A 25,609-nucleotide genomic window follows, 5' to 3' on the forward strand; every position below is an offset into this window, starting at 1 on the left:
GAACCACTGTCTCCACGATCAACATCCCGTTCTCGCCAACTGATCAAAACCAGTCGGCCGACTAAATCCCCGGGATGAAGGGGTCCTTTTTGCACGCCGATCACCCCACGAAGGGGGTGCCTATTGCACGCTGATCCTCAGCATCAAGACCCGAAAGCGACGCATCGGCTGCCGCCAGCCCCGTATCGCGCGCTACACGAGCGACATCGAGCTCAGCGAGGAGCGCTGCTTGAACAGCTGGCTTAGGAAGCGGAATCCGCAACGTGCGAATTTCCTCGGCATTGATGTTGGTCATACCGATGATCTGACGACTTTCACGCTCGATCTGCGCCCGCCCGCTTGGACCGCTAAGATAGGCCGAGACGAATTCCGGCGACGCAAGGTCCCGATCGACGGTAAGCCGCATCAAATAGGAAGCGAATACCCATTCACCAGGCTCGTTGAACACCTCACATTTCCCGACCAGTTCCTTCGAATTGGTGCGGTTGAAGAGAATGTCCCCCTTATCGAGCAGCCAGAGCGCGCGTTCCTTGTCATTCAATTCGACATATTTCAGTTCACTCAAGTCCCAACCGTCAGGCTGCATGTTGCTCATCCGAAGAATGGGCAATCCAATCGGGTCAAGATCGGCCCGCTTCGAGCAGCCATATTGCAGCCGAGTTTCGAGTTTCCCGATGGTTTCAACGGGATATAGCGAACAAGCCAGTCGCTCCTCGACAGCAGAGCGAAGGGCACTGTAGTTGACGTCCAGTCGAGCCTTTGCTTCGCCCCGGCGAACAGCGAAACCGCCAAGGGCTTCGCGTTCGGCGGGGCTTAGACGAAAAAACTTGTGGGATCCCTTTGGAACCGTGCCCAAGCCCCGAGCACGCCGTCATGCGGAAGCACCTTGCGCGGTCCTGCTTCCTCCCATTTTCCGTCCTTGAATGCCTCTACGGCTTCATAAGTGAACAGGTCGTGATGCTTGCGCACGCGCCTTTCTTCTTCGCCGGGCTCGATAACTTCCGTACGGACGGTATCGCGGCCCGTGGCATCGTAACCGATGTTCCCCGGAGCAGCCATGAAGATGGCTTCATCGTCGCTTACCACCTCCTTGTCGGCGCGCCGCCGTACAAACAGCAACGATGCCTTCACGCTCGCTCCCGAATGCTGGAACGCTGCTTGCGGCAGCGAGACCACGGCCAGAATCTGGAAGCGGTCCATCAGCCAGTCGCGGACGCCCTGCAGCGATCCGTTAGTCAGAATGCCATCGGGGACGACGATCGCCGCGCGGCCAGTGCCGGCTTTGAGAAAGTCGTGAATGCGTTCCAGGAACAGGATTTCGGTCTTGACGCTCGCGCGCCGCTTGATCGCTGCCTTGCCTGCCTTTTGCTTTTCGTCGCCCGGAGCGGACGGTTTTCCCAAATGGCGGCTGAGATCGAACCGGTCGATATAGGCCTGTCCCTTTTCGGCCGCCTTGACGACGGCGCCGAAAGGCGGATTGGTCAGAACGATGTCGAACGTGCCCGGCTTCAGGTCGCGGTTGATCTTTTCGAGGACCGGCCAGTCCTCCAGCCCGTCGGCTGCGACCACATTGGTATGACCGTCGTCGTGCAGGATCATGTTCATTTTAGCGACGCGGCTGATCTCGTCATTGATTTCGATGCCGAACAGCCGCTTTTCAGCAAAGTCGTGCCACTTACGAAAACGCGCGACCTCGTTCTGAATACCTGCGGCCGCGTGGCGAACATGGTCCATTGCATAGAGCAGAAAACCACCCGAGCCGCAGGAAGTGTCGAGAACATAATCGTCGGCTTTTGGCGGCATCATTGCTACGCAGAACTGGATGATCTCGCGCGGGGTGAAATATTGTCCGAAATCGCCTTTGAAGAATCCATCCAAAAATCGTTCGAAAGCGACGCCCTTGGTATCGAGATCGGTGGCTGAGAAATTGATGCTTTCGAGATGTTCGACGCACATTTTTATCGTCAGGTCGTCAATCTTCAGCCGCTCGGTGAAGACATCTTTCTCACGCTCCATTTCGGCGTCGTAGAGTTTGCGGATGCGAGCACCTAGCTCAACGGCACTCTCATCGGTGTTGATCTGGAACTCATAGACCGTTCCGGCGTCGCTCTCTTCGACGCGTTTTTCGTCGCGCACCTTCACGAAAATGAGTTTGCAGAACTCGCCGAACGCCGCAGGCGGCGATAGGCGGCCACCACCCCACAGCGTCTGGTGCGTTTTGTCTATTGCAGCGATCAGATCGCCTTTCTCGACGGCGGCGATGTCGCGCTTGCCGTCGATGCCGCCCTTGACGAATTTATAAGGGGGCGGCTTGCCATAGTTAATGGGGAGATCGGCGACCTGGTTGCCGTCGCGTTCAAGTGCTCCATACTTCTCTGCACAATCGAGGAAACGACGTGTGGCGCCAGCGACCACCCCCACATATGCGGCACGGAATTTATGCGCGTTGCCGTTGCCCCATGCCTGTTCCACGGCCTGATTGAAGATCGCGGCTGCAATCGGTTTGCCGCCGTAACTTTCAGCCTTGCATTCAATCACTGCAAAGGGGCGCTTTCGCTCGTCGTCTTGAAACACGACGAGGTCCGCGAAGTCGTTCGGCGAGCGGTCGGGAACGGTCACTTCCACTCCGATGCGCTTCGGCGAATAGCCGTAGCGGTGGATCAACTCAGCGTAATATTCAGCGCGCACCTTTTCTTCGGGATCAGACCAGCGCTCGGCCCGGTCGACGGCAACATATCGGATTCGGACCGTTTTGCTGCTCGATTCGATGCTAAGATGACCGGCTGCAATGGCCTGATCGAGATATGATTGCATGGTATCCCCTTTGCTGCGCTCGTCCTAACAGGGACATTCGCGGGGGCAAGCCTCTCGTTCTAAGCATCATCCCCCATCCGCAGCGCGGCAATAAACGCCTCCTGCGGAATGTTCACATTCCCATATTCCCGCATCCGCTTTTTGCCTTCCTTCTGCTTTTCCAGCAGCTTCTTCTTGCGGGTCGCGTCGCCGCCATAGCATTTGGCGGTCACGTCCTTGCGCAGCGCGGCGATGGTTTCGCGGGCGATCACCTTGCCGCCGATCGCGGCCTGGATCGGGATCTTGAACATGTGGCGCGGAATCAGGTCCTTCAGCCGCTCGCACATGCCGCGGCCGCGGCTTTCGGCGGTGCCGCGGTGGACGATCATGCTCAGCGCATCGACCGGCTCGTTGTTGACGAGGATGCTCATCTTGACCAGGTCGCCGGGGCGGTGGCCGATCTGGTGATAGTCGAAACTGGCATAGCCGCGGCTGATGCTCTTCAGCCGGTCATAGAAATCGAACACCACCTCGTTGAGCGGCAGGTCATAGGTGATCTGCGCGCGGCCGCCCACATAGGTCAGGTTCTTCTGCACCCCGCGGCGGTCCTGACACAGCTTCAGGATCGGACCCAGATAATCGTCGGGGACATAGATCACCGCCTCGATCCACGGCTCCTGAATCTCGTCGATGCGGTTGGGGTCGGGCATGTCGGCGGGGTTGTGAAGCTCGATCTCCTTCGCCGCCTCATTCTTGGTGTGGCTGAGCTTCAGCTTGTACACCACGCTCGGCGCGGTGGTGATCAGGTCGAGGTCGTACTCGCGGGTCAGCCGTTCCTGAATGATCTCGAGGTGGAGCAGGCCGAGGAAGCCGCAGCGAAAGCCAAAGCCCAGCGCGGCACTGCTTTCCATCTCGAACGAGAAACTGGCATCGTTGAGGCGCAGCTTCTGGATGCTTTCGCGCAGCTTTTCGAAATCATTGGCGTCGGTCGGGAACAGGCCGCAGAACACGACCGGCTGGACTTCCTTGAAGCCCGGCAGCGCCTGTGCGGCGGGTTTCTTCGCGTCGGTCACCGTGTCGCCGACGCGCGCCTGCGCGACGTCCTTGATCTGCGCGGTGATGAAGCCGATCTCGCCGGGGCCGATCTCGGTCAGCTCCTCGCGCTTCGGCGTGAAGCAGCCGACGCGGTCGATCAGATGGGTGGTGCCCGCCTGCATGAACTTGATCTGCTGCCCTTTTTTCAGGACGCCGTCGATCACGCGGACCAGGATGACGACGCCCAGATAGGGATCGTACCAGCTGTCGACGAGCATCGCGACCAGCGGCGCGGTCGCGTCGCCCTTCGGCGGCGGGATGCGGGCGACGATGGCTTCCAGCGCTTCTTCGATCCCGATGCCCGACTTGGCGGACGCCAGCACCGCGTCGTCGGCGGGCAGGCCGATGATATCCTCGATCTCGGCCTTCACCTTGTCGACGTCGGCCGCGGGCAGGTCGATCTTGTTGATCACCGGCACGATCTCATGGTCATGTTCGATCGACTGGTACACGTTCGCCAGCGTCTGCGCCTCGACCCCTTGCGCGGCATCGACGACCAGCAACGCCCCCTCGCACGCCGCGAGGCTGCGCGAGACTTCATAGGCGAAATCGACGTGGCCGGGCGTGTCCATCAGGTTGAGCTGGTACGTCTCGCCATCATGCGCCTTGTACGTCAGGCGCACGGTCTGCGCCTTGATCGTGATCCCGCGTTCCTTCTCGATATCCATGTTATCAAGGACTTGTGCCGACATCTCGCGCGCCGTCAGCCCGCCGGTGAACTGGATCAACCGGTCGGCCAGCGTCGACTTGCCATGGTCGATGTGCGCGATGATCGAGAAGTTGCGAATATGCGAAAGCGGAGTTGTCATCGCGCGCCGTTAGCAGCGGAAAGCCGCGCTGTCAGCAGCGGAAGCTATTGGCCCAGCTTGCGCCGGCACAGGAACGACAGGCGCGTGCGCATTGCACCCGGTCCGCTGCTTGCGATGTGCCAAACGGTCCGATAGCGCGGATGGACGAAATTGCAGCACCGGCCGCTAAAAACCCGTCGCCTCTATCCAGATCGAAAGTCCTGCGGGTGGATCGGTCGGCGCCACTTCGGCGGCATGCCGCTCCGCATCGGCGCGCGCGCGGTCCATAATCGCCGCGGGGGTGCCCGCAGGGTGAAAGATGTGGTCGGCCTCGCCGAGAAGGCGCGCAGCACGAAGCGTCAGGTCGTCAGGATCGACGCTGGTCAGGGAGATGGTTTCAAGCCGCGATGACGTCGGCGGGGCGTTGCTGGCAAGCCAATGACCAACCCTGTTCGTCGCATCGCCATCGAGCGGATCCAGCAAACCGCGCGGAGCCAGCGCAGCGTCGATCGCACGGCGACGATCTGCGGCGACGGGCCAGCGCGCCCGCATCGCGTCGCGTTCGGCACGCAGCGTCGTCGCCAACTCGCCCAGTCGTGCCGGGAGCAACGTCTCGATGCGCTGGCGCACGGCCTTGGCAAGTCCTGCCGATGCACCGCCGGTGCCGATCGCGATCGTAACCGGCGCGCGATCGACGATCGCGGGGGTGGTGAAGTCGCACAAGTCAGGACGATCGACAACATTGACAAGCAGACCCCGTGCGCGAAGCGCCGTGGCAGCGGCACGCGCCGCCGCCTCGTCCTCGATCGCGACGAAGGCGAGCGCTGCGCCTGCCTCCCACCCGGAAACGATCCGTCCGCCCGCCCGCCCGATCAGCCGCGCCTTAGCTTCCGCCACCGCGCCTTCCCCCACGAGCACGACCGTGCGGCCGCGCAGGTTGAGGAAGACGGGGAGTTGTTCCATCTGTCAGTCTATCCAGTCCGGCACCCGCTCGGCCGCCATGATGGTGCCAGCCGCAATGCGATCGGCAACCGTTATGTAGCGGTCGCCATCGACGAGAACCTCGGGCACCAGGCTACGGCTATTGTAGGTCGAAGCCATCGTCGCGCCATAAGCACCCGCGGTTCGGAAGACGGCAAGATCGCCCGAATCAACCCTGTCGATCACACGATCGCGTGCGAACGTGTCGCCGGTTTCGCACACCGGACCGACGATCGACGCGGTCATCGTTTCGCCCGTAGGCCTGACCGCCACGAAGTCGTGCCATGCATCGTAAAGCGCCGGGCGCGCAAGATCGTTCATCGCGGCATCGACGATCACGAACGGATTGGTCGCACCCGGCTTCACCCACAATACCTCGGTGAGCAGCACACCCGTATTTCCCGCGATCACGCGGCCTGGCTCGAACATCAAGGTGACGTCCCAGTCCTTGGTCACGCGCGCGACCATCGCGCCATAGTCGGCGGGGCTCGGCGGATTATCCTCGGGCCGATATGGCACCCCAAGCCCACCGCCAAGATCGACGTGGGTAATACTGTGCCCCGCCGCGCGCAGGTCGGCGACGAGGCGACCGACACGTTCGAAGGCGGCTTCCAGCGGCGCCAGACTCGTGAGCTGGCTGCCGATGTGAAGCGCGATACCGCGCATCTGCAACCCCGGCAGCGCGGCGAGGCGGCCGAATATTTCCGGCGCCGCGTCGATGCCGACGCCGAACTTGTTCTCGGCCTTGCCGGTCGAGATCTTCGCATGCGTTCCGGCATCGACATCGGGATTGACGCGCAGCACCGCCGGGGCGGTCATCTCCCTTGCAAGAGCAATGGCCGCAAGCGCGACGCCCTCGGGCTCATGCTCGATGTTGAACTGGCCGATACCGCGATCGAGGCCCTGAGCCAGCTCGGCTCGGGTCTTGCCGACGCCAGAGAAGACGATGTCCTGCGGCGCCATGCCCGACGCAAGCGCGCGTTCGAGCTCGCCGCCCGACACGACGTCGGCGCCATAACCCTGCCGCGCCAGCACGCGCAGCACACCGAGGTTGGGATTGCACTTGATCGCAAACGCGATGTGCTTGCGCGGAATATCCTTCAGCGCATCGGCGAACACCTGCGCATGGCGTTCGAGCGTCGCGCGTGAGTAGACATAGACGGGTGTGCCGATCTCCTCGGCAATACGGGACAGGGGAATATCTTCGGCGTGGAGGACGCCGTTACGCAGTTCGAAATGGTCCATCGAAGGGAATCCTGATCTTCACTTTCTGTTCGCATCGCGCGTAGGCGAGATCGCCCTGCGGACTGCGCCGCGCGGATGGGCATCTCGACCCGGCTCGACACGAACGAAACAACTGGGTCTTGTTTCGATCAGCCGGGAGGCGGCAAATCGAAATCGTCGGGTTCGCGTTGTTCGGACCGTTTGAGAAGTTCGTCGCTGCGCGCTGGCCTGGCCTGCGCGTCGGGCGTCGTCAGTTCCTCCGTGGTTGGGGCGCGCTTTGCGCCGACGGGAATCGCCGGGGCGGGTTCGCCCGCCGGCGGTTTCAGATCTTCCTTGCTGCCGCACGCACCGAGAAGCGCGGTGACGGCAAAAGTCGCGACGATGAGGCGGCTCTTCGCCATCAATCCTGTTCCTCCAGCGCGGCACGCGCCGCGGCGATGGCCTGCCTTACCCGTTCGGGCGCCGTGCCGCCATAGCTTGTACGGCTGGCAACCGACGCCTCGACGGTTAACGCCGCCAGCGCGGCGGGAGTGACGGCGGGATGGATCGCCGCCGCGTCATCGGCGGGCAGTGCGGACAGCTCGACCCCCAGTTGCTCGGCGCGCTTGACGCAGGAGCCGACGACGTGATGCGCCTCGCGGAACGGCACGCCAGCCTCGCGGACCAACCAATCGGCGAGGTCGGTCGCAGTGGAATAGCCCGACGCCGCAAGCGCCCGCATACGATCGGTGCGGAACGTCAGCGTTTCGACCATGCCGGTCATCGCCGCGAGTGACAGAGCAAGCGCGTCGAAGGCGCCGAATACCGTCTCCTTGTCGTCCTGCAGATCCTTTGAATAGGTGAGCGGCAGCCCCTTCACGATTACGGAGAGCCGCTGGAAGGCCCCGAGCAGCAAACCCGCGCGGCCGCGCACCAGCTCCGCGGCGTCGGGGTTGCGTTTTTGCGGCATGATCGAACTGCCGGTCGACCAGGCGTCGGGCAAGGCCACGAAGCCGAACGGTTGACTCGCCCAGATCACGATCTCCTCGGCAAGCCTCGAGAGGTGGAGCGCCGCGATCGACGCCGACGCGCAGAATTCGAGAGCGAAGTCGCGGTCCGAGACGGCATCGATGCTGTTTGCCATCGGTCTGTCGAACCCCAGCGCGGCGGCCGTCTTATCGCGATCGAGCGGGAAGCTGGTTCCCGCGAGCGCCGCAGCGCCGAGTGGCGATTCGTTGAGGCGACGACGCGCGTCGGAAAAGCGCGAACGGTCGCGGCCGAACATCTCGACATAGGCGAGCAGGTGATGGCCGAGCGTGACCGGCTGCGCGACCTGCAAATGCGTGAAACCCGGCATGATGCTGGCCGCGTGCTCCTCGGCGCGCGTCAGGAGTGCTGCCTGGATCGCCTTCAGCCCCCCGTCGATGCGCACGCAAGCGGTACGTACCCACAGGCGGAAATCGGTCGCGACCTGATCGTTGCGCGAGCGAGCCGTATGGAGGCGACCAGCGGGCTCCCCGACGAGTTCCTTCAGCCGCGATTCGACTGTCATATGAATGTCTTCGAGACCAAGATCGACAGGGACACCCCGCGCGGCGAACTCGTCACCGATCAGCGCAAGGCCGCGGTCGATCGCGGCGGCATCCGCGGCGGAGATGACCCCCGTCGCGCCCAGCATTGCGGCATGCGCGCGGCTGGCGACGATATCTTCCTCCCAAAGGCGTTTGTCGACCGGAATGGAGGCGTTAATTTCTTGCATGATGGCGGCCGGTCCGCCACCAAAGCGACCGCCCCACATGCTGTTACTATCCGGAGTATCCGCCATTCGCCGCGTTCCAAGCTTGTTTCCCGCGACCCTCGCCCTGATTTTGGCCGGATCGGTCGCGGGCTGCGATAGGCAAAAGGCCGACGAGGAGCAAGCATCAGGCTCCCAAGCAAATATTTCGGGCGGTGAAGCGAAGGATGGCGGCGCCATCGACACTTTTCAGCATCAGGTCGATCGCAGCCGGGCTGGCAAGGCCGCACCGGCGGCGGCGTTCAAAGGCCCCGACGATGCGGCGGTCACGCTCGCCGCGTTCCGGGGCAAACCGTTACTGGTCAATCTGTGGGCCACTTGGTGCGCGCCCTGTGTCGCCGAGATGCCGACCCTTGATGCACTGGCGACGAAAGAAGGTTCGCGCATGACGGTGATCGCCGTCGCACAGGATCTGCAGGGTGCTGAGGTTGTCGATCCCTGGTTCCAGAAGGCGAAGCTGAAGGCGCTCCAGCCCTATCTCGATCCAGAAAACGCGTTGCTCGACGCCAGCGCCGGCGCGCTCCCGACGAGCATCTTCTACGATGCGAAGGGTCGCGAGCTGTGGCGGGTGGTCGGCGCCATCGACTGGCAGGGTCAGGAAGCAAAGGCGCTGCTTGCGGAAGGCGGGATCAGATAATGCTCCTCCCCGCGGCGAGGCCATGGGCGGATTTGACATGTGCGAAGAGGGCGGACGCCACACACGCCCGCCCCCTCCTACCCGGGCAAGGTCCGGGTTAGCCGCCCACTGTCACGCGGCCGGTTCGATAGCCCTTCTTGCGCATTTCCCGTGCATAATCCTTGTCGGCATCGACAACCTCGGCGGTCCATTCGTCCCATGCGTCCCAACGGTCTTCACGGTCGGTCGAATGGCGCAGATCGCTGATCAGCTCCTTTTCGGCCTCGAGGATGTCCGCTTTGTAATTGTACCAGTATTGATTGTAGACGCCGGCAATCGGCACCGCGCGGATTTCGGGTCGCTCGAACCCAGCCGGCATCGAGCCATAGGGAACAGCGGCCACTGCGGCGCTGGCCGGAAGCGCCAGCAGCAAGGCGAAGCTCGTCCATTTTTTCATCGTCTGTCTCCTTGGACCCCGTTGGTCAGGAGAAGAACGAAGCAAGCGCGCTATTTCTTCCCGCCTGATCGACGATTCGGCACGGCCCGCGGCAAAAGGGTCAGCCGGGGTGGGCTTCGTCGCCCACGCTCGACCGGAGCAGACCGCGGAACACTTCCTGTGCGTCGCGTTTGCCTTGCGTGACGTCGAACACGTCGCGCGCGATCGGCATCGCAATGTCATATCTGTCGGCGAGTGCCATGACCGTCGGCGCGCTCTTCACGCCCTCGGCGACCATGTTCATACCGGCGATGATATCGGCGATAGGACGCCCCTTGCCAAGTTCGACCCCGACGTGGCGGTTGCGCGACAAGGGGCTGGTGCAGGTCGCGATCAGATCGCCCATGCCGGTCAGTCCCGCGAAAGTTTCGGGCCGCCCGCCCATCGCTACACCGAGTCGCGTGATCTCGGCCAGCCCGCGCGTCATCAGACCGGCGCGCGTGTTGTCCCCCGCGCCGAGCCCATCGCCCATGCCGACGGCGATCGCGATGATGTTTTTGAGCACACCGCCAAGCTCGCAGCCGAGGAGGTCGGTATTGGTGTAGACGCGGAACAGTCCCGAATGGAAAACCGGCTGAAGCGCGCGAACGACGATCTCGTCTTCCATCGACAGCACGCTTGCCGCCGCCTGTCCCGCCATGATCTCCCGCGCGAGGTTCGGCCCCGTCAATACGCCGACCGGATGACCGGGAAGAATTTCCTCGATCAGCTCGGTCATCCGCTTACCCGTCGCGAGTTCAAGCCCCTTGGTCAGGCTGATCACCGGAACCCAGGGACGGAGATGATTGCGCGCTTCTTCCAGAACGCCGCGAAAGCTGTGCGAGGGAACGCCCATCACCAGCACGTCGGCGGCCGCGACGACCGCCGCCATATCGTTTGTGGCGCGCAAGGCTGCGGGCAACTTGATCCCGGGCAGATATTTGCGATTCTCGCCGACGCTGTTGATGCCTTCGACCGTTTCGGCATCGCGCGCCCACAGTGTGATGGGGGCGTTGCGCGACACGACCGACGCGACCGTCGTCCCCCAACTGCCCCCGCCGAGCAGCCCGACCTTCAACCGCATGAACCTCTCCCTATTTTCGGAAGAGACTGGCGCGCATTTCAGAGCTTGGCAAGAAAGCCCTTCATCACGTCCGCTGTCGCCTTGGGATCTTCGACCATCGGGACATGGCCGACATGTTCGAAGATGTGCGAACGGCTTCCCGCAATGCCAAACTCAAGCACCGGGACACAACTGACATCGAGCAAACGGTCGTGGCGACCCCAGAGAATTAAGGTCGGCGCCTTCACGTCGCCCAGCCGGTCGTTGAGCGGATGATCGCGCCCTTCGTTCGCGATAACCCAGAAGATCGCATCGAGCTGGTCGCGGTATTTGAGACCATCGGCGTAGATGACAGGCTTCAGTCGCGACGGGATATGCGGTGGCTTGTGAACGACCATCGCAACCAGCCGGTCGGCATCCTCCAGGTTGGCGAGGACGAGCGGATTGTAATCGAGATTCGCGGCCTGTTTCTGAAGGTCGCTTTCATGCTCGCCGTTGATGCCCGCATTGTTGAGAAGGATCAGGCTGGCGAGCGCGCCCGGATAGTCGAGCGCATAGCGAAGCGCGATCCAGCCACCCATGCTGTTGCCAGCCACATGCGGGCGGTCGAGGCGAAGCGCGTCGACAAAAGCTTTCAACCGGGCGGTTTGGGCCGTGATATCATAGGCAAGATCCGGGTTGCGCTCATTCTCGCCGAAACCGGGCAGATCGGGCGCAATGATGTGATAGTCGCGGGTCAGATAGGGCGCGAGAAAAGACCAGTTATCCTTGTCGCCCGAAAAGCCATGGACAAGCAGCAACGTCGGCTTCGCCGGGTCGCCGCCCTCCAGATAGGGCCAGGCACGACCTTCCACGACCACGCTCTTCTGCACCGTACCGCCGCGCTTGCGGAGCAGCCAGCGCCCTGAGGCGACAAGGCGACCCGGAAAGACGAAATACATCAGCACGAGTGCGATCAGCGGCGCAAACAGGAGGATAAGAAGGAATTTGATCATGCGCGTGACGTCCCTCTCAACCCGTTGGCGTCCACTTCAGGCCGCAACATGCGCGTCGAACCAGCCGATCAGATCATCGAGAACCGTATCGCGTTCGGGCTCGCTATAGATTTCGTGGAACAGGCCTGGATAGATTTCGAGCCGTTTGTCCCGCGACGCGACATTGTCGAAAAGATAGCGCGAACCCGCCGGTGCAGTCAGCCGATCTGCCTCGCCATGCTGGATCAGCAGCGGCAAACTGATTTTCGGCGCATCGGCCTGTGCGACAGCCATCGCATCCATGAATTCCTTGCCCAGCCGCGCGCCGATCTTGCCGCCATAGACCAGCGGGTCCGCCTGATAGGCCGCGACGACTTGCGGATCACGGCTGACGCCGGTCGCGTCGAGCGACAGCACGCCAAGACGCGGAAAGAAACGTGACAGAAAGCGGCTGATCCAGACCGTGAAACGCGACGGTGGCTCGGCCGGCAGGATCGCCGGTCCCGAGAGCGCGGCGGCAACGAACGCCTGCTGTCGCTCGACCAGAAACAGCGTCGCAATAAGCCCGCCCATGCTGTGGCCGAGAAGGACGCGCGGCGTGTCACCATGGTTGACCTCGACCAGCGTCAGCAACTCGCTCATGCCGTCGAGGAACGCCGAAAAGCGCGGCACGAACCCTCCCTCGCCATCCGAGTTTCCGTGACCCCAATGATCGATCGCATAGACCGCATAGCCGGCTGTTGTCAGCCGCTTGGCAACATACTCATAGCGCCCCGCATGTTCAGCATAGCCGTGCGCAAGCAGCACGACCGCCTTCGGTCGCCCCTCCGGCAGCCAGTGCGTGACATGCAGCTTTGCGCCCGCACCGGCCGACCTCGGCGGCAGGATCACCGAAGCTGCGGTCAACGAACCGCTTTCTTCAGCGCCGAACTGCGATGGCCGGGCCCATCGTCGCCCGCCTTGTCGAGCTTCGCGAGGATCGCGTCCAGCGCGCGGCTGATCGCCGTCTGGGTGCGGACCATTTCGATCTTCGGCCAGGCGGTACGCTGACCGGTGTCGATCAGTTCGTCGATGTCATCCTGCGCCAGATCGCTTAAAATCTTGGTTGGCGACCAGAATTTGGGTGGACGAATGATGTTGATGTCGCCGGTATATTCCTGATTGATGACCGAGCGCGCCATATTGGCGAGGCTGTTGAGCGGCGGCACCATTTCAAGCGGCTTCTGGAAAATCACCATGTTTGCGTTAAGCCACGCCTTGAACGTCGCGATCGACGCATGCTGAATGGCTTCGATCGGCGCCATCTGCTTGCGCGTGTCGGTTGCAAACGGCAGCGCCAGCGGGTTGGCCTGACTGACGATATGATGGTTCACGCCATAGAGGCGTTCGAGGCGCTTGGTCGGAATATCGTGCGTCACAGACCCATCGACCCAACGCCGGTCGGGCTGATAGGCAACACGGTTGCCCGCCTCGTCGCGCGCCATCAGCATCACGGGCGGGAAGACGCCCGGAACCGCGCACGACGCCAGTACCGCCTCACGGATCAGCACATTGGGCGCGGTGATCGCGTTGAGCAGGCGACCGTTCTGATGCTTTTCGGCGGGAGCGACCGAAACGTTGAGATGCCGGCCGCTGATCTCATACGCTTCCTGAAAGGTCAGGTCGGGAATCAATTCGGCCAGCCGGTCGCGCACTTCGTCGGGCGCAAGCCGCTTCATTTCGGGGCCGCGGTCGGGATTGGCGAGCCGCTTGCTTTCAAGGAAGGGACCGACGTCGGCGTCCTTGCGCGTGCAGACGATGGCCGCGACGATCGATCCGCCACTCGACCCCGCCAGGATGTTCGGCAGCACGCCTTCGCCCCACAGCGCCTTGACGACGCCGACGTGGAAGAAGAGGAAACTGCCCGACCCCGACAGCAGCAACGCCGAACGTCCATAGCAATGCTGCGCGCGGCGGAAGAAATCACGCTTTTCTTCGCGCGGGATCAAGCGCGAGGCCGCGATCTTGTCGAGCGCTGCGACGACTTCGGCGACATAGGCCTCGATCAGCTTCTTCGTGCCGAACCGAGCCTTCTGATACAGGCGTTCGTGGCCCATGCCGTCGATGTTGCCGTGGATGCCCTCGTTGAGTACGAACAATAGTCCCTTGACGTCACCCGCCGCCGACAGCTTGCGCAATTTTTCGAGCCGGGTGCGGATCGCCTTATAGTCGAAGTGCCGGCTTTCGTCGGCGTCTCGCCACCCCTGCATCCCCGATTTCGCGTCGTGCGCCTGTGCCGCTTTCGACCAGGCGGCATAATTGGACGCACTTGCAAGCTCGGCGTCGGCGCTGAGCGTCGGGGCAAATATCATTCGTTGATCCTGCGAGATGGCTTATTTTTTCCGATTCTTGCCGGTTGCGTTGCCTTTGGCAACCGGTTTCGGCTTGGGCTTGCCCGCCAGTTTTGGCACAGCTTTCACCTTGGCCCGCGGTTTCGGCACCGCTTCGGCGACCGCTTTCGGCTTTGCCGTAGCGGCTTTTCGGTTCGCGATCGGCTTCTCCGGCTTCGGTATCGCCGCCATCAGATCGGCGAAACTTTCATCAATGCAGGTCCGAAAAAAGGCGATGTCGGGCATGATCGCGCGCTCGCCGATGATCGAGAAGGCGATCCGACCATTATAACTGGGGGTCGCGATGAACAGCCCCATATTGTTCGCAAGTGGCGCCATCCCGTACTGTTGCACAAGCTGCGCACCGGCGAGATACAGCGGCACCTGCGCACCGGGGACGTTCGAAATGAAAAGATTGGTCCCCCGCACCGCGAACCTTTCGCTGGTGACGATGCGCGCGACGGCCGCCATCGTCGCGCCCGGAATATGCTGTGACAGATCGGTCATGATCCGCGCGCTGACGCCCGCTTTCGCTTCCTTGGCTTCGACCGTATAGTCTCGCACCGCCGCCAGCCTTTCCAGGGGATCGGCGATGTCGGTGCGGATCGGCACGCTCATCGCCGAGACCTGATTGCCGGGGGTCGATGCCTTCCCCGCGGCCTTCTCCTTGCCGCGCAGGTTGATCGGCGCGACCGCGACCAGACTCTCCTTCGGCAATTCCTTGTGCTTCGCAAGATATTTGCGGAGCGCGCCGCCGACGGTGGTCAAGACCACGTCATTCACCGTCGCGCCGGGCACTTTTTTGCGAATTTCCGCGACATCGGCCAGCGCCACGGTCGTACCCTCGAACATCTTGTGCGGACCAACGGGCGCGTTGAAGCGCGTCTCCGGAACCCCCGCCGTCATCCCGCCTTCGGCGATCGACTTGCGCGCCGACGCGACAATAGCAGGCGACATCTTCATCAAGGCGTTCATGAACTTGACGGGTGACTGGAGCGAGGCCGACCATGCGCGCGTCACGGTCTCGGCACTTGACGGTGGGCGACCGAGGTCTTCGGACGGCGGCGGTTCGGAAATCGCGGGCGTCCCCTTCGCGTCGATATCGCTCATCGCGATGAAAGCGTGGGCGCCCGACGCACCATCGACCGCGGCATGATGAACGCGGTGCAGCATCGCAAAACTGCCCTTTGGGATGCCGGGAATGCGGTCGAGCCCCTCGATGACATAAATGTCCCATAGCGGTCGGTTCATATCCATCGGCTTCGAGAAATAGCGCGCCACCGCGATGCAGAACTGTCGCCAGTCACCGGGTTCGGGCAGCCGCGCATGGCTCATATGCGCCTCGATGTCGAAATGCTCGTCCTCGACCCAATAGGGATGGTCGAGGTCGAAGGGCAGCCGGTGAAGGCGGCGCTTGAACAGCGGCGAGGTGTGAACCCGGCTTTCGACGTGACGGATGATGTCCTTGAAGCGCACGAAGCCGCCGGGCGCGGTCGAGGGATCGTAGATATAGATCCCCATGATGTGCGTCAGATTGTTCGCTGTCTGCGTATAGAGGAACTGGGCGTCCTGCGCGCTGAGCTGCTTAAGCATCTGACCCTCCGGGTAGTTTGTCGGCCAGCGCCGTCGTCGACAGGCGCATCGATTCCATCACATTGGCAAGCCCGCGAAGTTCCACCAGCAGCGCGCGCCGCGCGGCGAGGCTGTCGGGGGTTGCGATCTCGGCGAGCCCCATATGCCGCATCAGCGACAATCCGTTTTCAAAGAGCAGCTTGCCGATGGCGGCCTCGCTGCTGATCCGGCGGAGGAGATAGGCCTGCCGACCCTCGACCAGCGCGGTGTCGAGCAGCGCCTTCGCATCGACCTCGTCGCCTGGCTTCGCGCGCGTCAGCAGGTCGGCGACGACCGAATAGGCCTCCGCGAAGGGAAGAAGGATCGCGTGACCGACGACGGGCTGGCTGCGACGGATCAACTGCGCGACGCCGCGGTCTCCGCTGGCCAGACGCTTCTCCCAGGCCGGATCGATGCGCGCGAGCTCAGCCTCCAGAGCCGCGCGATGCTCGTCGCGGGGAGGATAGAAGAACTCGAACTTGAACAGGTCGCGCAGCCGGTCGATCTTCGCCCAGAACCCTGCGCCCGTGTCGCGTTCGCCGCTGTCGCGAAGCTGGAACAGCGCCAGTTCGATCATCGCACGATCCAGGAAGTGGTGGGCAATGATGTTGCGATAATAGCTCGCCATCGGATGCTTCGCGGGATCGATCGAATAGACATTCTCGCTCCCTGCCTCATAGCGAGCGAGCAGACCGCTCTCGACAAGCGTATCGACGGTCAAGGAAAGCGCGCGGTCGTCGCGGCTTTCCAGTTCCTTGCTGAGCCGAATATCGCGCACCCGCGCCCAGTCGGTAACCGCCGCGATCGCCGCCAGCAGTTCAGCCGCAGTCGCGCCGCGCGGAGCAAGCCCGAGGAGGATAAGACACATAACCGAAGTGACAGTGAGCGGCGTGACACGGTTCGCCTCGACCGCAACCGCGAAGGCGATCCGTTCGAGCGCGCGCTTGTCGTCGGGTCCCGGTGCCTCGTCAATCACCACCGGATCGCCGATATCCAGCCGGATGCGGCCCGACGGTTCCTTCAGGCTCTTCATATACCCGATGAACCAGCTCAGGCTTTCGGGTTTCTTGTTCCGGCCGGTCTGTTCGGCGGCATATTCCTCGACATCGCGGATCAGGTCGAAACTGGTCACGAAGGGCACGAAATGCACATCGCGCGTGCCGGTCGCGTGCGCCGCGTCGAGGACATATTTCATCAGTCCGTATTTCGGCGGCATCAGCTTGCCGAGCCGCGAGCGCGTTCCCTCGAACGCCCAGCTCAGCGGAAAGCGTTTTGCGAGCAGCCAGGCGATATAGTGGCGGAGCACCAGCTTGTAGACCGGCTGGTCCTGGAAACTGCGCCGGATGAAGATCATTCCCGACCGGCGAAAGAATTCGCCCATCACCGCAAAGTCAAGGTTCGCGCCGCCGAAACTGTGCAGCATCGGCATGTCGTTTTCATAAAGTAGCCGGCTGGGCGTCGCGCCATCAATATAAGTCTTATGCGTGAACAGGATCGAGGTCGGATGCTCGCGAAGGATGCTGCGCAGCTTCGCCATTTCGGCCGCATCGACTTCCATCTCGGGCGCGTAGCCGCCGAACATCATCCGGTCGAGCCGCGCCCGCAAATCAAGGAACAGCGCCGAAGGCCGCGCGATGACTTCCTTCATCAGCGGTCGCGCCTCGCGATAGAGATCGGCGACCGGGCGCCCCGTCGTATCGGAAAGCTCGGCCAGCGCGGCGCGGAATTTGGGACTGGTACGCAGCCCATCGGCAACGAAGCGCGGCACCTTGTAGCGGCTACCGCGAATGCCGCGTTCGGCGACATCGAGCGCCAGCGCCGCTTGCCGTGCAACGAAGCCCGCAAATTCCGGGCTTTCAGTCCCCTCCCCATCACCGCCGCCGGTCTGCGTACAAAAGCGATCCCGCAGCGCGTCGAGCGTCGCGGCCTCACCGACAAGAATCTGCGCGCGGCGCCGGTCACGCCACAGGATGAACCGCGCCCGCAGCGGCCCCGGATGTCGCGGATCACCGAAGATCAGGTGACGAAATTTGAGTGCGCGATCCCGGTCGAAGGCGGGAATACGCCACGCGACGCGCAAGGGAACGACCAGCCGCGATGGCGCGCCATCGAGCCGCAACTGCAGCATGTCGATGGGCAGCGCATGATCGCCGTCCTCGATGTCGAGGCTCGCCCACTGCGGCTCGCGGTCGCCCGATGTCGCGTGAATCCAGTCGAGCAGAATGCGCCGTTCGACCCCATTGCGTGCGTCGATGATATAGAGCCGGTCGGCCGCCTGTTCCGCCACGATTCCGGCGCGGGGGGTGCCGTCGGCCATCGCTCAGCAAGCCCCCACCGGTTCTCCGCTCGTAGCGAGCGAAGGCAAGACAGCCACAAGGAGCGCGCTACCGTTCGGCATCTCGACTTCGCCCGATGCGAACGGGTTTTATATCGACCATCACCCCTTTGCCGCCTTCCTCGCGGCAGCCTTTTTCTTCGCCGGTTTCGGCTCGGCCTTCTTTCCGGCTGTCTTCTTCGCTGGCTTCGCTACCGCAGCCTGCGCTTCCGCGACCGCACTCTCTTCCTCGGCTTGCCCCAGCGTGCGCAGAAACATATTCCGCACATCGCGCACATGAGTGTTCAGCGTCTTGACGCTCCACTGCGAGGTATCGACCGGCGGCAATACGGTAACGCGCACCGTGGCGGGGCGCATGACGAATTCATTCTTCGGCGCAACGTCGGTTGCATTGTGGATCACGATCGGGACGATCGGCACGCCCGCCTGCATCGCGAGGTGGAAGGCCCCCTTCTTGAAAGGTTCCAGCTTCGGGGTCAGGCTGCGCGTCCCTTCGGGCGCAATACAGATCGACTTGCCTTCTTTCCGGATCGCATCGACCAGCGGTTCCATCGCCTTGATCGCGCTCTTTCCGTCGGCACGATCGACGAAGACGGTGCCGCCCCATTCCATCAGTTTGCCGAGGATGGGAATATTCTTGATTTCCTTCTTCCCCACCCCGCCCATGTCGCGACGGATGAGCTTGGCAAGGATCATCACGTCCGCCTTGCTCTGATGGTTGAAGATGAAGATGCACGGACGCGAGGACCAAAGATGGCGTTCGTCCTCGACCTCCAGCTCAACCCCGGTGATCGCGGTCGCGAAATCGCCGAACAGCCCCATCGAGAAATTGACCGCCTCCCGCTGTGAGCGGGTGAGCGCCCAGATCGGCAGGCCGGCGGCGAACGCCCCGACGAGCGAACCAGTCGCGTAAATGGTCCGTGTATAGTCGATCCACGACGGCGTTCCGCGGCTGCCAAAGCGCTGAACCGGCCAGTTTCGTTCGTCCGCGATTCCCTTCAGTTTCATGTTCGGATTGAGCGGGCGCGGCTTGCCGACACGTTCAAGCAGTTCGATGTCGTCGTCGCTGTCCGAGTAGAAAAAGCTCTGGTCCAGATCGAGGCCATATTCGGCGGCGAGTTCCTCCGCCGCGATCACCTTGCCTTCGCCAAAACAGAGCGGGCGGATGATATCGCCGGTGAATATCCCGTCCTCGATCTCGTAGGCCGAGCATTTGATGTCGGTAATGCCAAGGTCGCGCGCGGTCGGCTCGATCTGATAGATCGTCGCCGACGAGATGATCGCGACGCGATGCCCCTTTGCCTGATGCGCCTCGATGATCGCGCGCGTCTCCGGGTAGATTTTCCGTGCGATGTGCTTCTTGTAGAGTTCTTCGCCGAACTGGGTGAAACTCTCCTCGTCTACGCCCTTCATGAACTTGGCGGCAGCGCTCATCAGGCCGGAAAAGCCGATCTGCCCCAGGCTATGCTGCGCCACAACCTGCGCGGTTTCCGCGATTTCTTCCATCGACATTTCGCGACGCTGGAATTTCTCGCGCAGCATCGCAGTTGCCGAGTAGCCGGATATGATGGTGCCATCGAAATCGAAAAGCGCGGCAATGTGCGATCCGGGTTCGGACGCGAGGACTTCTTCCAAATGTGGCTGCGGCCTTGGCACGCGCATCTCCCCACCAGCGACTATATTGCCGCTTTCCCTGCACGATGGCAGTAAAGATGACGTTTATCAATGGCGCGAAAGTGCAGATGCCTCGCGGGCCAATGTCTCGACGCTGACCGGGTCAAGCGATCCCGACGGGACAACCCAACTGCCACCGACACAGAGCACCGCGTCGAGCGCGAGCCATTCGGGCGCCGTCGCCGCGCTGATGCCGCCGGTCGGGCAGAAACGCGCGTTTCCGAAGGGCCCGGCGAGCGCTTTCAGCGCCGGAATGCCGCCGCTGGTCGCCGCAGGGAAGAATTTGAAACGCGACAGGCCAAGGTCCATGCCGCGCATGATGTCCCCGGCATTCGCGGTGCCGGGCAAGAAGGGAATGCCGCTCGCGACCGCCGCTTTACCCAGATTGTCGGTGAGCCCCGGCGAGACGATGAATTCGGCGCCCGCCTGAATCGCACTGTTCAGCATCGCGGGATCGAGCACCGTGCCGGCGCCGACGACCGCGCCCTTCACCGCCTTCATCGCGGTGAGCGCATCGAGCGCGGCGGGGGTGCGTAGCGTGACTTCGAGCACCGGCAGGCCACCGGCAACGAGCGCCTCGGCCATGGGCACCGCATCCTCGACCCGATCGATCACGATCACCGGGATGACGGGCGCAAGGCGCATGATCTGGTCGATGCTATGGTCGGTCATTACTGGCTTCTCTTTCTCGTCATCCCGGCGAAAATTAGACGACGGTCTCCATCGCCGCCAAAATTGCCGATCCGCCCTTTTCGGCTTCGTCGGCATGATGGCGGAACAGCGCGAACAGTTCGCGGCCGACGCCAAGCGCCGGAGGCGGCGCGATGGCGGGAGAGCGCGCGGCCCATTCGGCCTCATCGACCAGCGCGACCGCTTCGCCGTTCACGGCGCAGACGCGGACGATGTCGCCATCCTTGAGGTAAGCGAGCGGACCGCTGACGCCGTCGGGACCGGGCAAGGCTTCGGGGGAGAGGTGAATCACCGCGGGCACCTTGCCGCTCGCGCCCGACATGCGGCCGTCAGTGAGCAAAGCAACGCGGAAACCCTTGTCCTGCAACACGCCGAGCGCGGGGGTCAGCTTGTGGAGTTCGGGCATGCCGTTGGCGCGCGGGCCCTGGAAGCGGACGACGACAACGACGTCGCGGTCGAGTTCGCCCGCCTTGAACGCTGTGAGCACCTGATTCTGGTCGTCAAAGATCCGGCACGGCGCCTCGATGGTCCAGCGATCCTTGTCGACGGCGCTGGTCTTGATGATCGCGCGGCCGAGATTTCCTGCCAGAAGGCGCATGCCGCCGTCGGGCGAGAAGGGCGCTGCCACCGGCCGTAACATCGTGTCATCGCGGCTTTTCGCCGGCGAGGCCCGCCAGTGCAGTTCGTCATCCACGAGCATGGGCTCGGCGGCATAATCAGCCATCGTTCCGCCTACGGTCAACACATCGCCGTGGAGCAGCCCCGCGCCCAGCAACTCGCGAACGACATACCCAATTCCGCCCGCGGCGTGGAAGTTGTTCACGTCGCCCGCACCGTTCGGATAGACGCGCGCAAGCAGCGGGACCGCGTGGCTGAGTTCGTCGAAATCCTGCCAGTCGATGATAATCCCCGCCGCGCGCGCGATCGCGGGCAAATGGATCGCGTGGTTGGTCGATCCACCCGTCGCGAGCAGGCCGATCGCAGCGTTGACGATCGCCTTTTCGTCGATACAGCGCGCCAGCGGGCGATAATCATCGCCATCCCAGCCGATCCGGGCGATCCGATGCGTCGCGGCACGTGTCAGTTCCTGCCGCAGCTTGGTGCCGGGGTTGGTGAAGGCGCTGCCGGGAATGTGCAGCCCCATCAGTTCCATCATCATCTGGTTGCTGTTCGCGGTGCCATAGAAGGTGCAGGTGCCGGCGCCATGATAGCTCGCCGCCTCGGCCTCGAGCAGCTCGTCGCGGCCCACCTTCCCCTCGGCATAAAGCTGGCGGACGCGCTGCTTTTCCTTGTTGGCGAGGCCCGATGGCATCGGGCCTGCAGGAACGAGAATTGTCGGCAGATGCCCGAAACGCAGCGCGCCGATCAACAGGCCGGGGACGATCTTGTCACAAATGCCAAGCAGCAGCGCGCCCTCGAACATCGCATGGCTGAGCGCGATCACGGTCCCCTGCGCGATATTGTCGCGGCTGAACAGCGACAGGTCCATGCCTGCCTGCCCCTGCGTGACCCCGTCGCACATCGCGGGAACCCCGCCCGCAACCTGCGCCGTCGCACCGACTTCACGGGCAAAAAGTTTGATCTGCTCGGGATAGCGACCATAGGGCTGATGCGCCGAGAGCATGTCGTTATAGGCGGTGACGATACCGATGTTCATTTCGGTGCCCGCGCGAATCGCAGGCTTGTCTTCGCCCGACGCCGCGAACCCATGCGCGAGGTTGCCGCACGACAGGTTCCCCCGATTGGTGCCAGCCTCGCGCTGACGGCCCATCAGGTCAAGATAGGCGGCCCGCCTCGGCGCGCTGCGGGCGATGATGCGGTCCGTGACCGCTGCGATGGACGGGTGCAGGTCAGTCATGCCAACTCGCTCCGTCCCGCTCGATCAGCGCGATGGCGCTCGACGGGCCCCAGCTTCCGGCAGTGTAGGATTGCGGTGCCATGTCGACTTCGGCCCAGGCGTCGCGGATCGAATCGATCCACTCCCATTGCGCCTCGACCTCGTCGCGGCGCACGAACAACGTCTGGTCTCCCTCGATGAAATCGAGCAGCAGCCGCTCATATGCGATGCGCCGCCGTTCGCCCTCGAAGCTGTGCGAGAGCGAGACGTCCATCGTCACTTCCTTCAGCTTGACCCCATCGCGGTCGAGCCCGGGCTGCTTTGCCATCACCCTGACCCGAATATTCTCCTCCGGCTGCAGGTTGATGATCATCATGTTCGCATCGAGCTTGCCCGCGCCGACGCGCGCAAAGATATTGTGCGGAACGGGCTTGAACTGGATCAACACTTCCGACTTGCGCTGTGGCATGCGCTTGCCGGTGCGAAGGTAAAAGGGGACGCCCTTCCAGCGCCAATTGTCGATGAACGCCTTGATCGCCACGAAGGTCTCGGTATTCGACGGCCGGCCGAGTTCGTCGGCATAGCCGGTGACCGCGGCGCCGTTCACCGCGCCGCTCGTGTACTGGCCTTTCACGCTGTGCGCCTTGACGTCCTCGGCTTTCAGCTTGCGGAGACTGCGCAGCAGCTTGACCTTCTCGTCGCGCACCGCGGTCGCCGACACGCTGGCAGGCGGCTCCATCGCAATGATCGCGAGAAGCTGGAGCATATGGTTCTGCACCATGTCCTTCAGCGCGCCGACCCCGTCATAATAGGAAACGCGGCCCTCCAGCCCGACCGTCTCGGCAACGGTGATCTGGACGTGGTCGATCGCCTGCGCGTTCCACAGCGGTTCGAACAGCATGTTCGCAAAGCGCAGCGCGAGCAGATTCTGGACCGTTTCCTTGCCCAGATAATGGTCGATGCGGAACACCCGGTCTTCGGCAAAGGCATCGCCGACCTGCGCATTCACTTCGCGCGACGAAGCCAGGTCGTGGCCGATCGGCTTTTCCATTGCGATGCGGCATTCCGCGCAGGCGATTCCGGCGGCACTCAGGCCCTGCGCGATCGGCCCGAACATCGACGGCGGCGTCGACAGATAGGCGCCGACCGGGCGACCGAGACGGTCGCCGAGCTGGGCTGCGAGTTCATCATAGCCGGTGCCCGCGCCAGCATCGACCGGGCAATAATCAATGCGGCCGAGAAAGCTTGCGATGGCATCCTCATCGATCCGGTCAGCGGAAAGATGATCGGTCAGCGCCGCGCGCACCATTTCGTGGCAACCCGCGCGGTCCATCTTCGAGCGACCCGACGCGACGATCGTGAGCGTATCGGCAAGCAACCCATCGACGTGGAGATTGTAGAGCGAAGGAAAAAGCATGCGCTGCGCGAGGTCGCCCGTCGCGCCGAACAGAATCAGGGTTTCGACTTTCACGCTCACTTCAGTCCCCTTGGTATAGTTTCAACGAATTGGAGAATGCCCGGCCCGAATGCAACGCGCATACGTAGGCCGCATACGATGTCTGCCCTTGGCAAAATCCCCGTACTTGCCATAGGGAGCGGCCATGCCCGACAGCGCCCTTCCCTATGATGTCATCGTCGTCGGCGGCGGTGTCAATGGCGCCGGCATCGCGCGCGATGCCGCAGGGCGCGGTGCGCGCGTGCTGTTGCTCGAAGCCGGCGACCTTGCGCGCGGTACCTCTTCGGCGTCGACCAAGCTGATCCACGGCGGGCTGCGCTATCTTGAGCATTATGAGTTCGGCCTTGTGCGCGAGGCGCTGAAGGAGCGCGAGATATTGTGGGGGATCGCACCGCACATCATCCGCCCCCTGCGCTTCGTCCTTCCCTATCGCGACGGCCTCCGCCCGCGTTGGCTGCTGCGGCTTGGTCTCTTTCTCTACGATCATATCGGCGGACGGAAAAAGCTGCCGGCAACGCGCTCGGTCGATCTCAGACGCCATGTCGCGGGGGAGCCTCTCCAGCCCCAATATGTGAAGGCGTTCGAATATTCGGACGGCTGGGTCGACGATGCACGGCTTGTCATGCTCAATGCACGCGACGCCGCCGACAAGGGCGCGCGCGTGAGGACGCATACGCGAGCCGACATGATGCGCGTCGAAGACGGCCTGTGGATCGTCGAAGCCAGTGACGACCGTGGACACAGCTATCGCTTCACCGGCAGAAGCCTGGTCAACGCGGCTGGCCCGGCCGTCCTCGACCTGCTGGCCCGCGCCTCGGCACCGCCCGACTATGGGATGCGGCTCGTGCGCGGTTCGCACATCGTCGTGCGCAAGGCGTTCGAGCATTCTTACGCCTATTTCTTCCAGCTTCCCGACGGGCGGATCTTCTTCGCCATCCCCTATGAACGCGACTTCACGCTGATCGGGACGACCGACCTCGATCACGAGGGACCGCTGGACGACATCCGGGCGAGCGCGGAAGAGATTGAGTATCTGTGCGAGGGCGCCAGCCAGTATTTCAATTCTCCCGTCACTCCGGCCGACGTCGTCTGGACCTATTCGGGGGTACGCCCGCTGATCGAGGACGGGTCGGGCCGCCCCGAGGCGGCCACGCGCGGCTATCGCATCGACCTCGACCTCGAGGAAGGCGCACCGCTGCTCACTGTCTACGGCGGCAAGATCACCAGCTATCGTCACGTCGCCGAACATGCAGTCGATGAACTCGCCGCGCATATTCCTGCACTGTCGGGCAAGCGCTGGACCGGCCATGCGCCTTTGCCGGGTGGCGATTTTCCGACCGACGGCGCCGCAGCGCTCCGCGCCGAATACAAGCTCGCCTATCCGTTCCTGCCCGCCGCGACGGTCGATCGCATCGTCAAGGCTTATGGCACCGATGCGCGCCGGTGGCTGGCCGACGCCACAGGGTGGGATACGCTGGGCGGCGAAATCGCGCACGGATTAAGTGCGGCCGAAGTCCAGTGGATGGTGACCCGGGAATGGGCACGCGATGTGGAGGATATTCTCTGGCGGCGCAGCAAGTTGGGGCTGCATTTCACGCCCGACGAAATCGAACGGCTGGCTGCGTGCCTCGACGCGATCGCTCTCAAGCCGACTATTCCGGAATGAGCTTCTAGTCTTTCGGCGGACCCTTATCGCGGACGCGACGCGCCTTGTCGTCACTCTCCTCGCGCAGCCGGTTTTCGCGCTGCGCCAATTCTTCGAACCGGCAGAGCGGAATCGGCGCCGGCGGCTCCTTCTTTTCGGTCATTGCAGCCCATCCTTCGTCATCCCGGACCTGATCCGGGCGCGATGCA

Annotated in this window: 21 protein-coding genes; 2 read left to right on the forward strand and 19 right to left on the reverse strand. The window is 63.0% G+C overall.

Annotated elements, in window-relative coordinates; genetic code table 11:
• Window positions 1-100: 100 nt before the first annotated feature.
• The 7 genes from JNM03_RS12070 to argH all read right to left on the reverse strand — a co-directional run bounded on the left by JNM03_RS12070 (window position 101) and on the right by argH (window position 8,658).
• Window positions 101-595, reverse strand: coding sequence for a hypothetical protein (locus tag JNM03_RS12070; RefSeq protein WP_294036888.1), 495 nt, complete (start codon window positions 593-595; stop codon window positions 101-103).
• A 218-nt stretch (window positions 596-813) separates the two neighbouring features.
• Complete coding sequence (locus tag JNM03_RS12075) at window positions 814-2,814, reverse strand: N-6 DNA methylase (protein ID WP_294036890.1); 2,001 nt, start codon at window positions 2,812-2,814, stop codon at window positions 814-816.
• Between the two features lie 59 nt (window positions 2,815-2,873).
• Window positions 2,874-4,697: a translation elongation factor 4 gene (lepA, locus tag JNM03_RS12080; RefSeq protein ID WP_294036892.1), complete on the reverse strand. Its 1,824-nt coding sequence runs from the start codon at window positions 4,695-4,697 to the stop codon at window positions 2,874-2,876.
• A gap of 165 nt (window positions 4,698-4,862) precedes the next feature.
• The gene (locus JNM03_RS12085; protein WP_294036894.1) at window positions 4,863-5,639 is read right to left on the reverse strand and encodes a bifunctional precorrin-2 dehydrogenase/sirohydrochlorin ferrochelatase; all 777 of its coding nucleotides are present in this window, start codon (window positions 5,637-5,639) and stop codon (window positions 4,863-4,865) included.
• A 3-nt stretch (window positions 5,640-5,642) separates the two neighbouring features.
• Window positions 5,643-6,902, reverse strand: coding sequence for a diaminopimelate decarboxylase (lysA, locus tag JNM03_RS12090; RefSeq protein ID WP_294036896.1), 1,260 nt, complete (start codon window positions 6,900-6,902; stop codon window positions 5,643-5,645).
• A 128-nt stretch (window positions 6,903-7,030) separates the two neighbouring features.
• Window positions 7,031-7,282: a hypothetical protein gene (locus JNM03_RS12095; RefSeq protein ID WP_294036897.1), complete on the reverse strand. Its 252-nt coding sequence runs from the start codon at window positions 7,280-7,282 to the stop codon at window positions 7,031-7,033.
• Complete coding sequence (gene argH, locus JNM03_RS12100; RefSeq protein ID WP_294036939.1) at window positions 7,282-8,658, reverse strand: argininosuccinate lyase; 1,377 nt, start codon at window positions 8,656-8,658, stop codon at window positions 7,282-7,284. Before argH ends, JNM03_RS12095 begins: the two co-directional genes overlap by 1 nt.
• On the opposite strand from argH, the gene JNM03_RS12105 reads away from it, so the two are divergent.
• Entirely contained in the window at window positions 8,657-9,292 is a 636-nt protein-coding gene (locus tag JNM03_RS12105) for a TlpA disulfide reductase family protein (RefSeq protein WP_294036899.1), read from the forward strand. The two genes, argH and JNM03_RS12105, sit on opposite strands and share 2 nt — an antisense overlap.
• Window positions 9,293-9,389: 97 nt before the next feature.
• Here the strand turns inward: JNM03_RS12105 and JNM03_RS12110 are convergent, their stop codons facing one another.
• The 11 genes from JNM03_RS12110 to zwf all read right to left on the reverse strand — a co-directional run bounded on the left by JNM03_RS12110 (window position 9,390) and on the right by zwf (window position 23,776).
• Window positions 9,390-9,728 (reverse strand): hypothetical protein, encoded by a 339-nt coding sequence (locus tag JNM03_RS12110; protein ID WP_294036900.1) that lies wholly within the window; start codon window positions 9,726-9,728, stop codon window positions 9,390-9,392.
• Window positions 9,729-9,828: 100 nt separating this feature from the next.
• On the reverse strand, window positions 9,829-10,830 hold the full coding sequence (locus JNM03_RS12115) for an NAD(P)H-dependent glycerol-3-phosphate dehydrogenase (protein ID WP_294036901.1): 1,002 nt from the start codon (window positions 10,828-10,830) through the stop codon (window positions 9,829-9,831).
• 38 nt (window positions 10,831-10,868) lie between these two features.
• On the reverse strand, window positions 10,869-11,804 hold the full coding sequence (locus tag JNM03_RS12120) for an alpha/beta fold hydrolase (RefSeq protein ID WP_294036903.1): 936 nt from the start codon (window positions 11,802-11,804) through the stop codon (window positions 10,869-10,871).
• Window positions 11,805-11,840: 36 nt separating this feature from the next.
• Window positions 11,841-12,689 carry an alpha/beta hydrolase gene (locus JNM03_RS12125; protein ID WP_294036904.1) on the reverse strand — a complete coding sequence of 283 codons (849 nt, stop codon included), beginning with the start codon at window positions 12,687-12,689 and terminating at the stop codon, window positions 11,841-11,843.
• Entirely contained in the window at window positions 12,686-14,134 is a 1,449-nt protein-coding gene (locus JNM03_RS12130; protein WP_294036906.1) for a DUF3336 domain-containing protein, read from the reverse strand. The genes JNM03_RS12125 and JNM03_RS12130 overlap by 4 nt, the downstream gene beginning before the upstream one ends.
• 21 nt (window positions 14,135-14,155) lie before the next feature.
• Window positions 14,156-15,745: a wax ester/triacylglycerol synthase family O-acyltransferase gene (locus JNM03_RS12135; RefSeq protein ID WP_294036907.1), complete on the reverse strand. Its 1,590-nt coding sequence runs from the start codon at window positions 15,743-15,745 to the stop codon at window positions 14,156-14,158.
• Window positions 15,738-18,080, reverse strand: coding sequence for a glycerol-3-phosphate 1-O-acyltransferase (locus JNM03_RS12140; protein ID WP_294036909.1), 2,343 nt, complete (start codon window positions 18,078-18,080; stop codon window positions 15,738-15,740). The genes JNM03_RS12135 and JNM03_RS12140 overlap by 8 nt, the downstream gene beginning before the upstream one ends.
• Window positions 18,081-18,200: 120 nt before the next feature.
• Window positions 18,201-19,733, reverse strand: a complete 1,533-nt coding sequence (locus JNM03_RS12145; RefSeq protein WP_294036910.1) for an HAD-IB family hydrolase — start codon at window positions 19,731-19,733, stop codon at window positions 18,201-18,203.
• Window positions 19,734-19,820: 87 nt separating this feature from the next.
• Window positions 19,821-20,444 (reverse strand): bifunctional 4-hydroxy-2-oxoglutarate aldolase/2-dehydro-3-deoxy-phosphogluconate aldolase, encoded by a 624-nt coding sequence (eda, locus tag JNM03_RS12150; RefSeq protein WP_294036912.1) that lies wholly within the window; start codon window positions 20,442-20,444, stop codon window positions 19,821-19,823.
• A 34-nt stretch (window positions 20,445-20,478) separates the two neighbouring features.
• Window positions 20,479-22,320, reverse strand: a complete 1,842-nt coding sequence (gene edd, locus JNM03_RS12155) for a phosphogluconate dehydratase (protein WP_294036913.1) — start codon at window positions 22,318-22,320, stop codon at window positions 20,479-20,481.
• Window positions 22,313-23,776 (reverse strand): glucose-6-phosphate dehydrogenase, encoded by a 1,464-nt coding sequence (gene zwf, locus JNM03_RS12160; protein WP_294036915.1) that lies wholly within the window; start codon window positions 23,774-23,776, stop codon window positions 22,313-22,315. Before zwf ends, edd begins: the two co-directional genes overlap by 8 nt.
• A gap of 124 nt (window positions 23,777-23,900) precedes the next feature.
• Here zwf and glpD point away from each other — a divergent pair, with 124 nt between their 5' ends.
• A complete protein-coding gene (gene glpD, locus JNM03_RS12165; protein WP_294036917.1) occupies window positions 23,901-25,421 on the forward strand; it encodes a glycerol-3-phosphate dehydrogenase in 1,521 nt (506 codons plus the stop codon).
• 4 nt (window positions 25,422-25,425) lie between these two features.
• On the opposite strand, the gene JNM03_RS12170 is transcribed toward glpD, so the two are convergent.
• Complete coding sequence (locus JNM03_RS12170; protein ID WP_294036919.1) at window positions 25,426-25,563, reverse strand: hypothetical protein; 138 nt, start codon at window positions 25,561-25,563, stop codon at window positions 25,426-25,428.
• Between the last annotated feature and the right edge of the window lie 46 nt (window positions 25,564-25,609).

Origin of the sequence: Sphingopyxis sp. (assembly GCF_016793825.1) — a bacterium.
Taxonomy (GTDB): Bacteria; Pseudomonadota; Alphaproteobacteria; order Sphingomonadales; family Sphingomonadaceae; genus Sphingopyxis.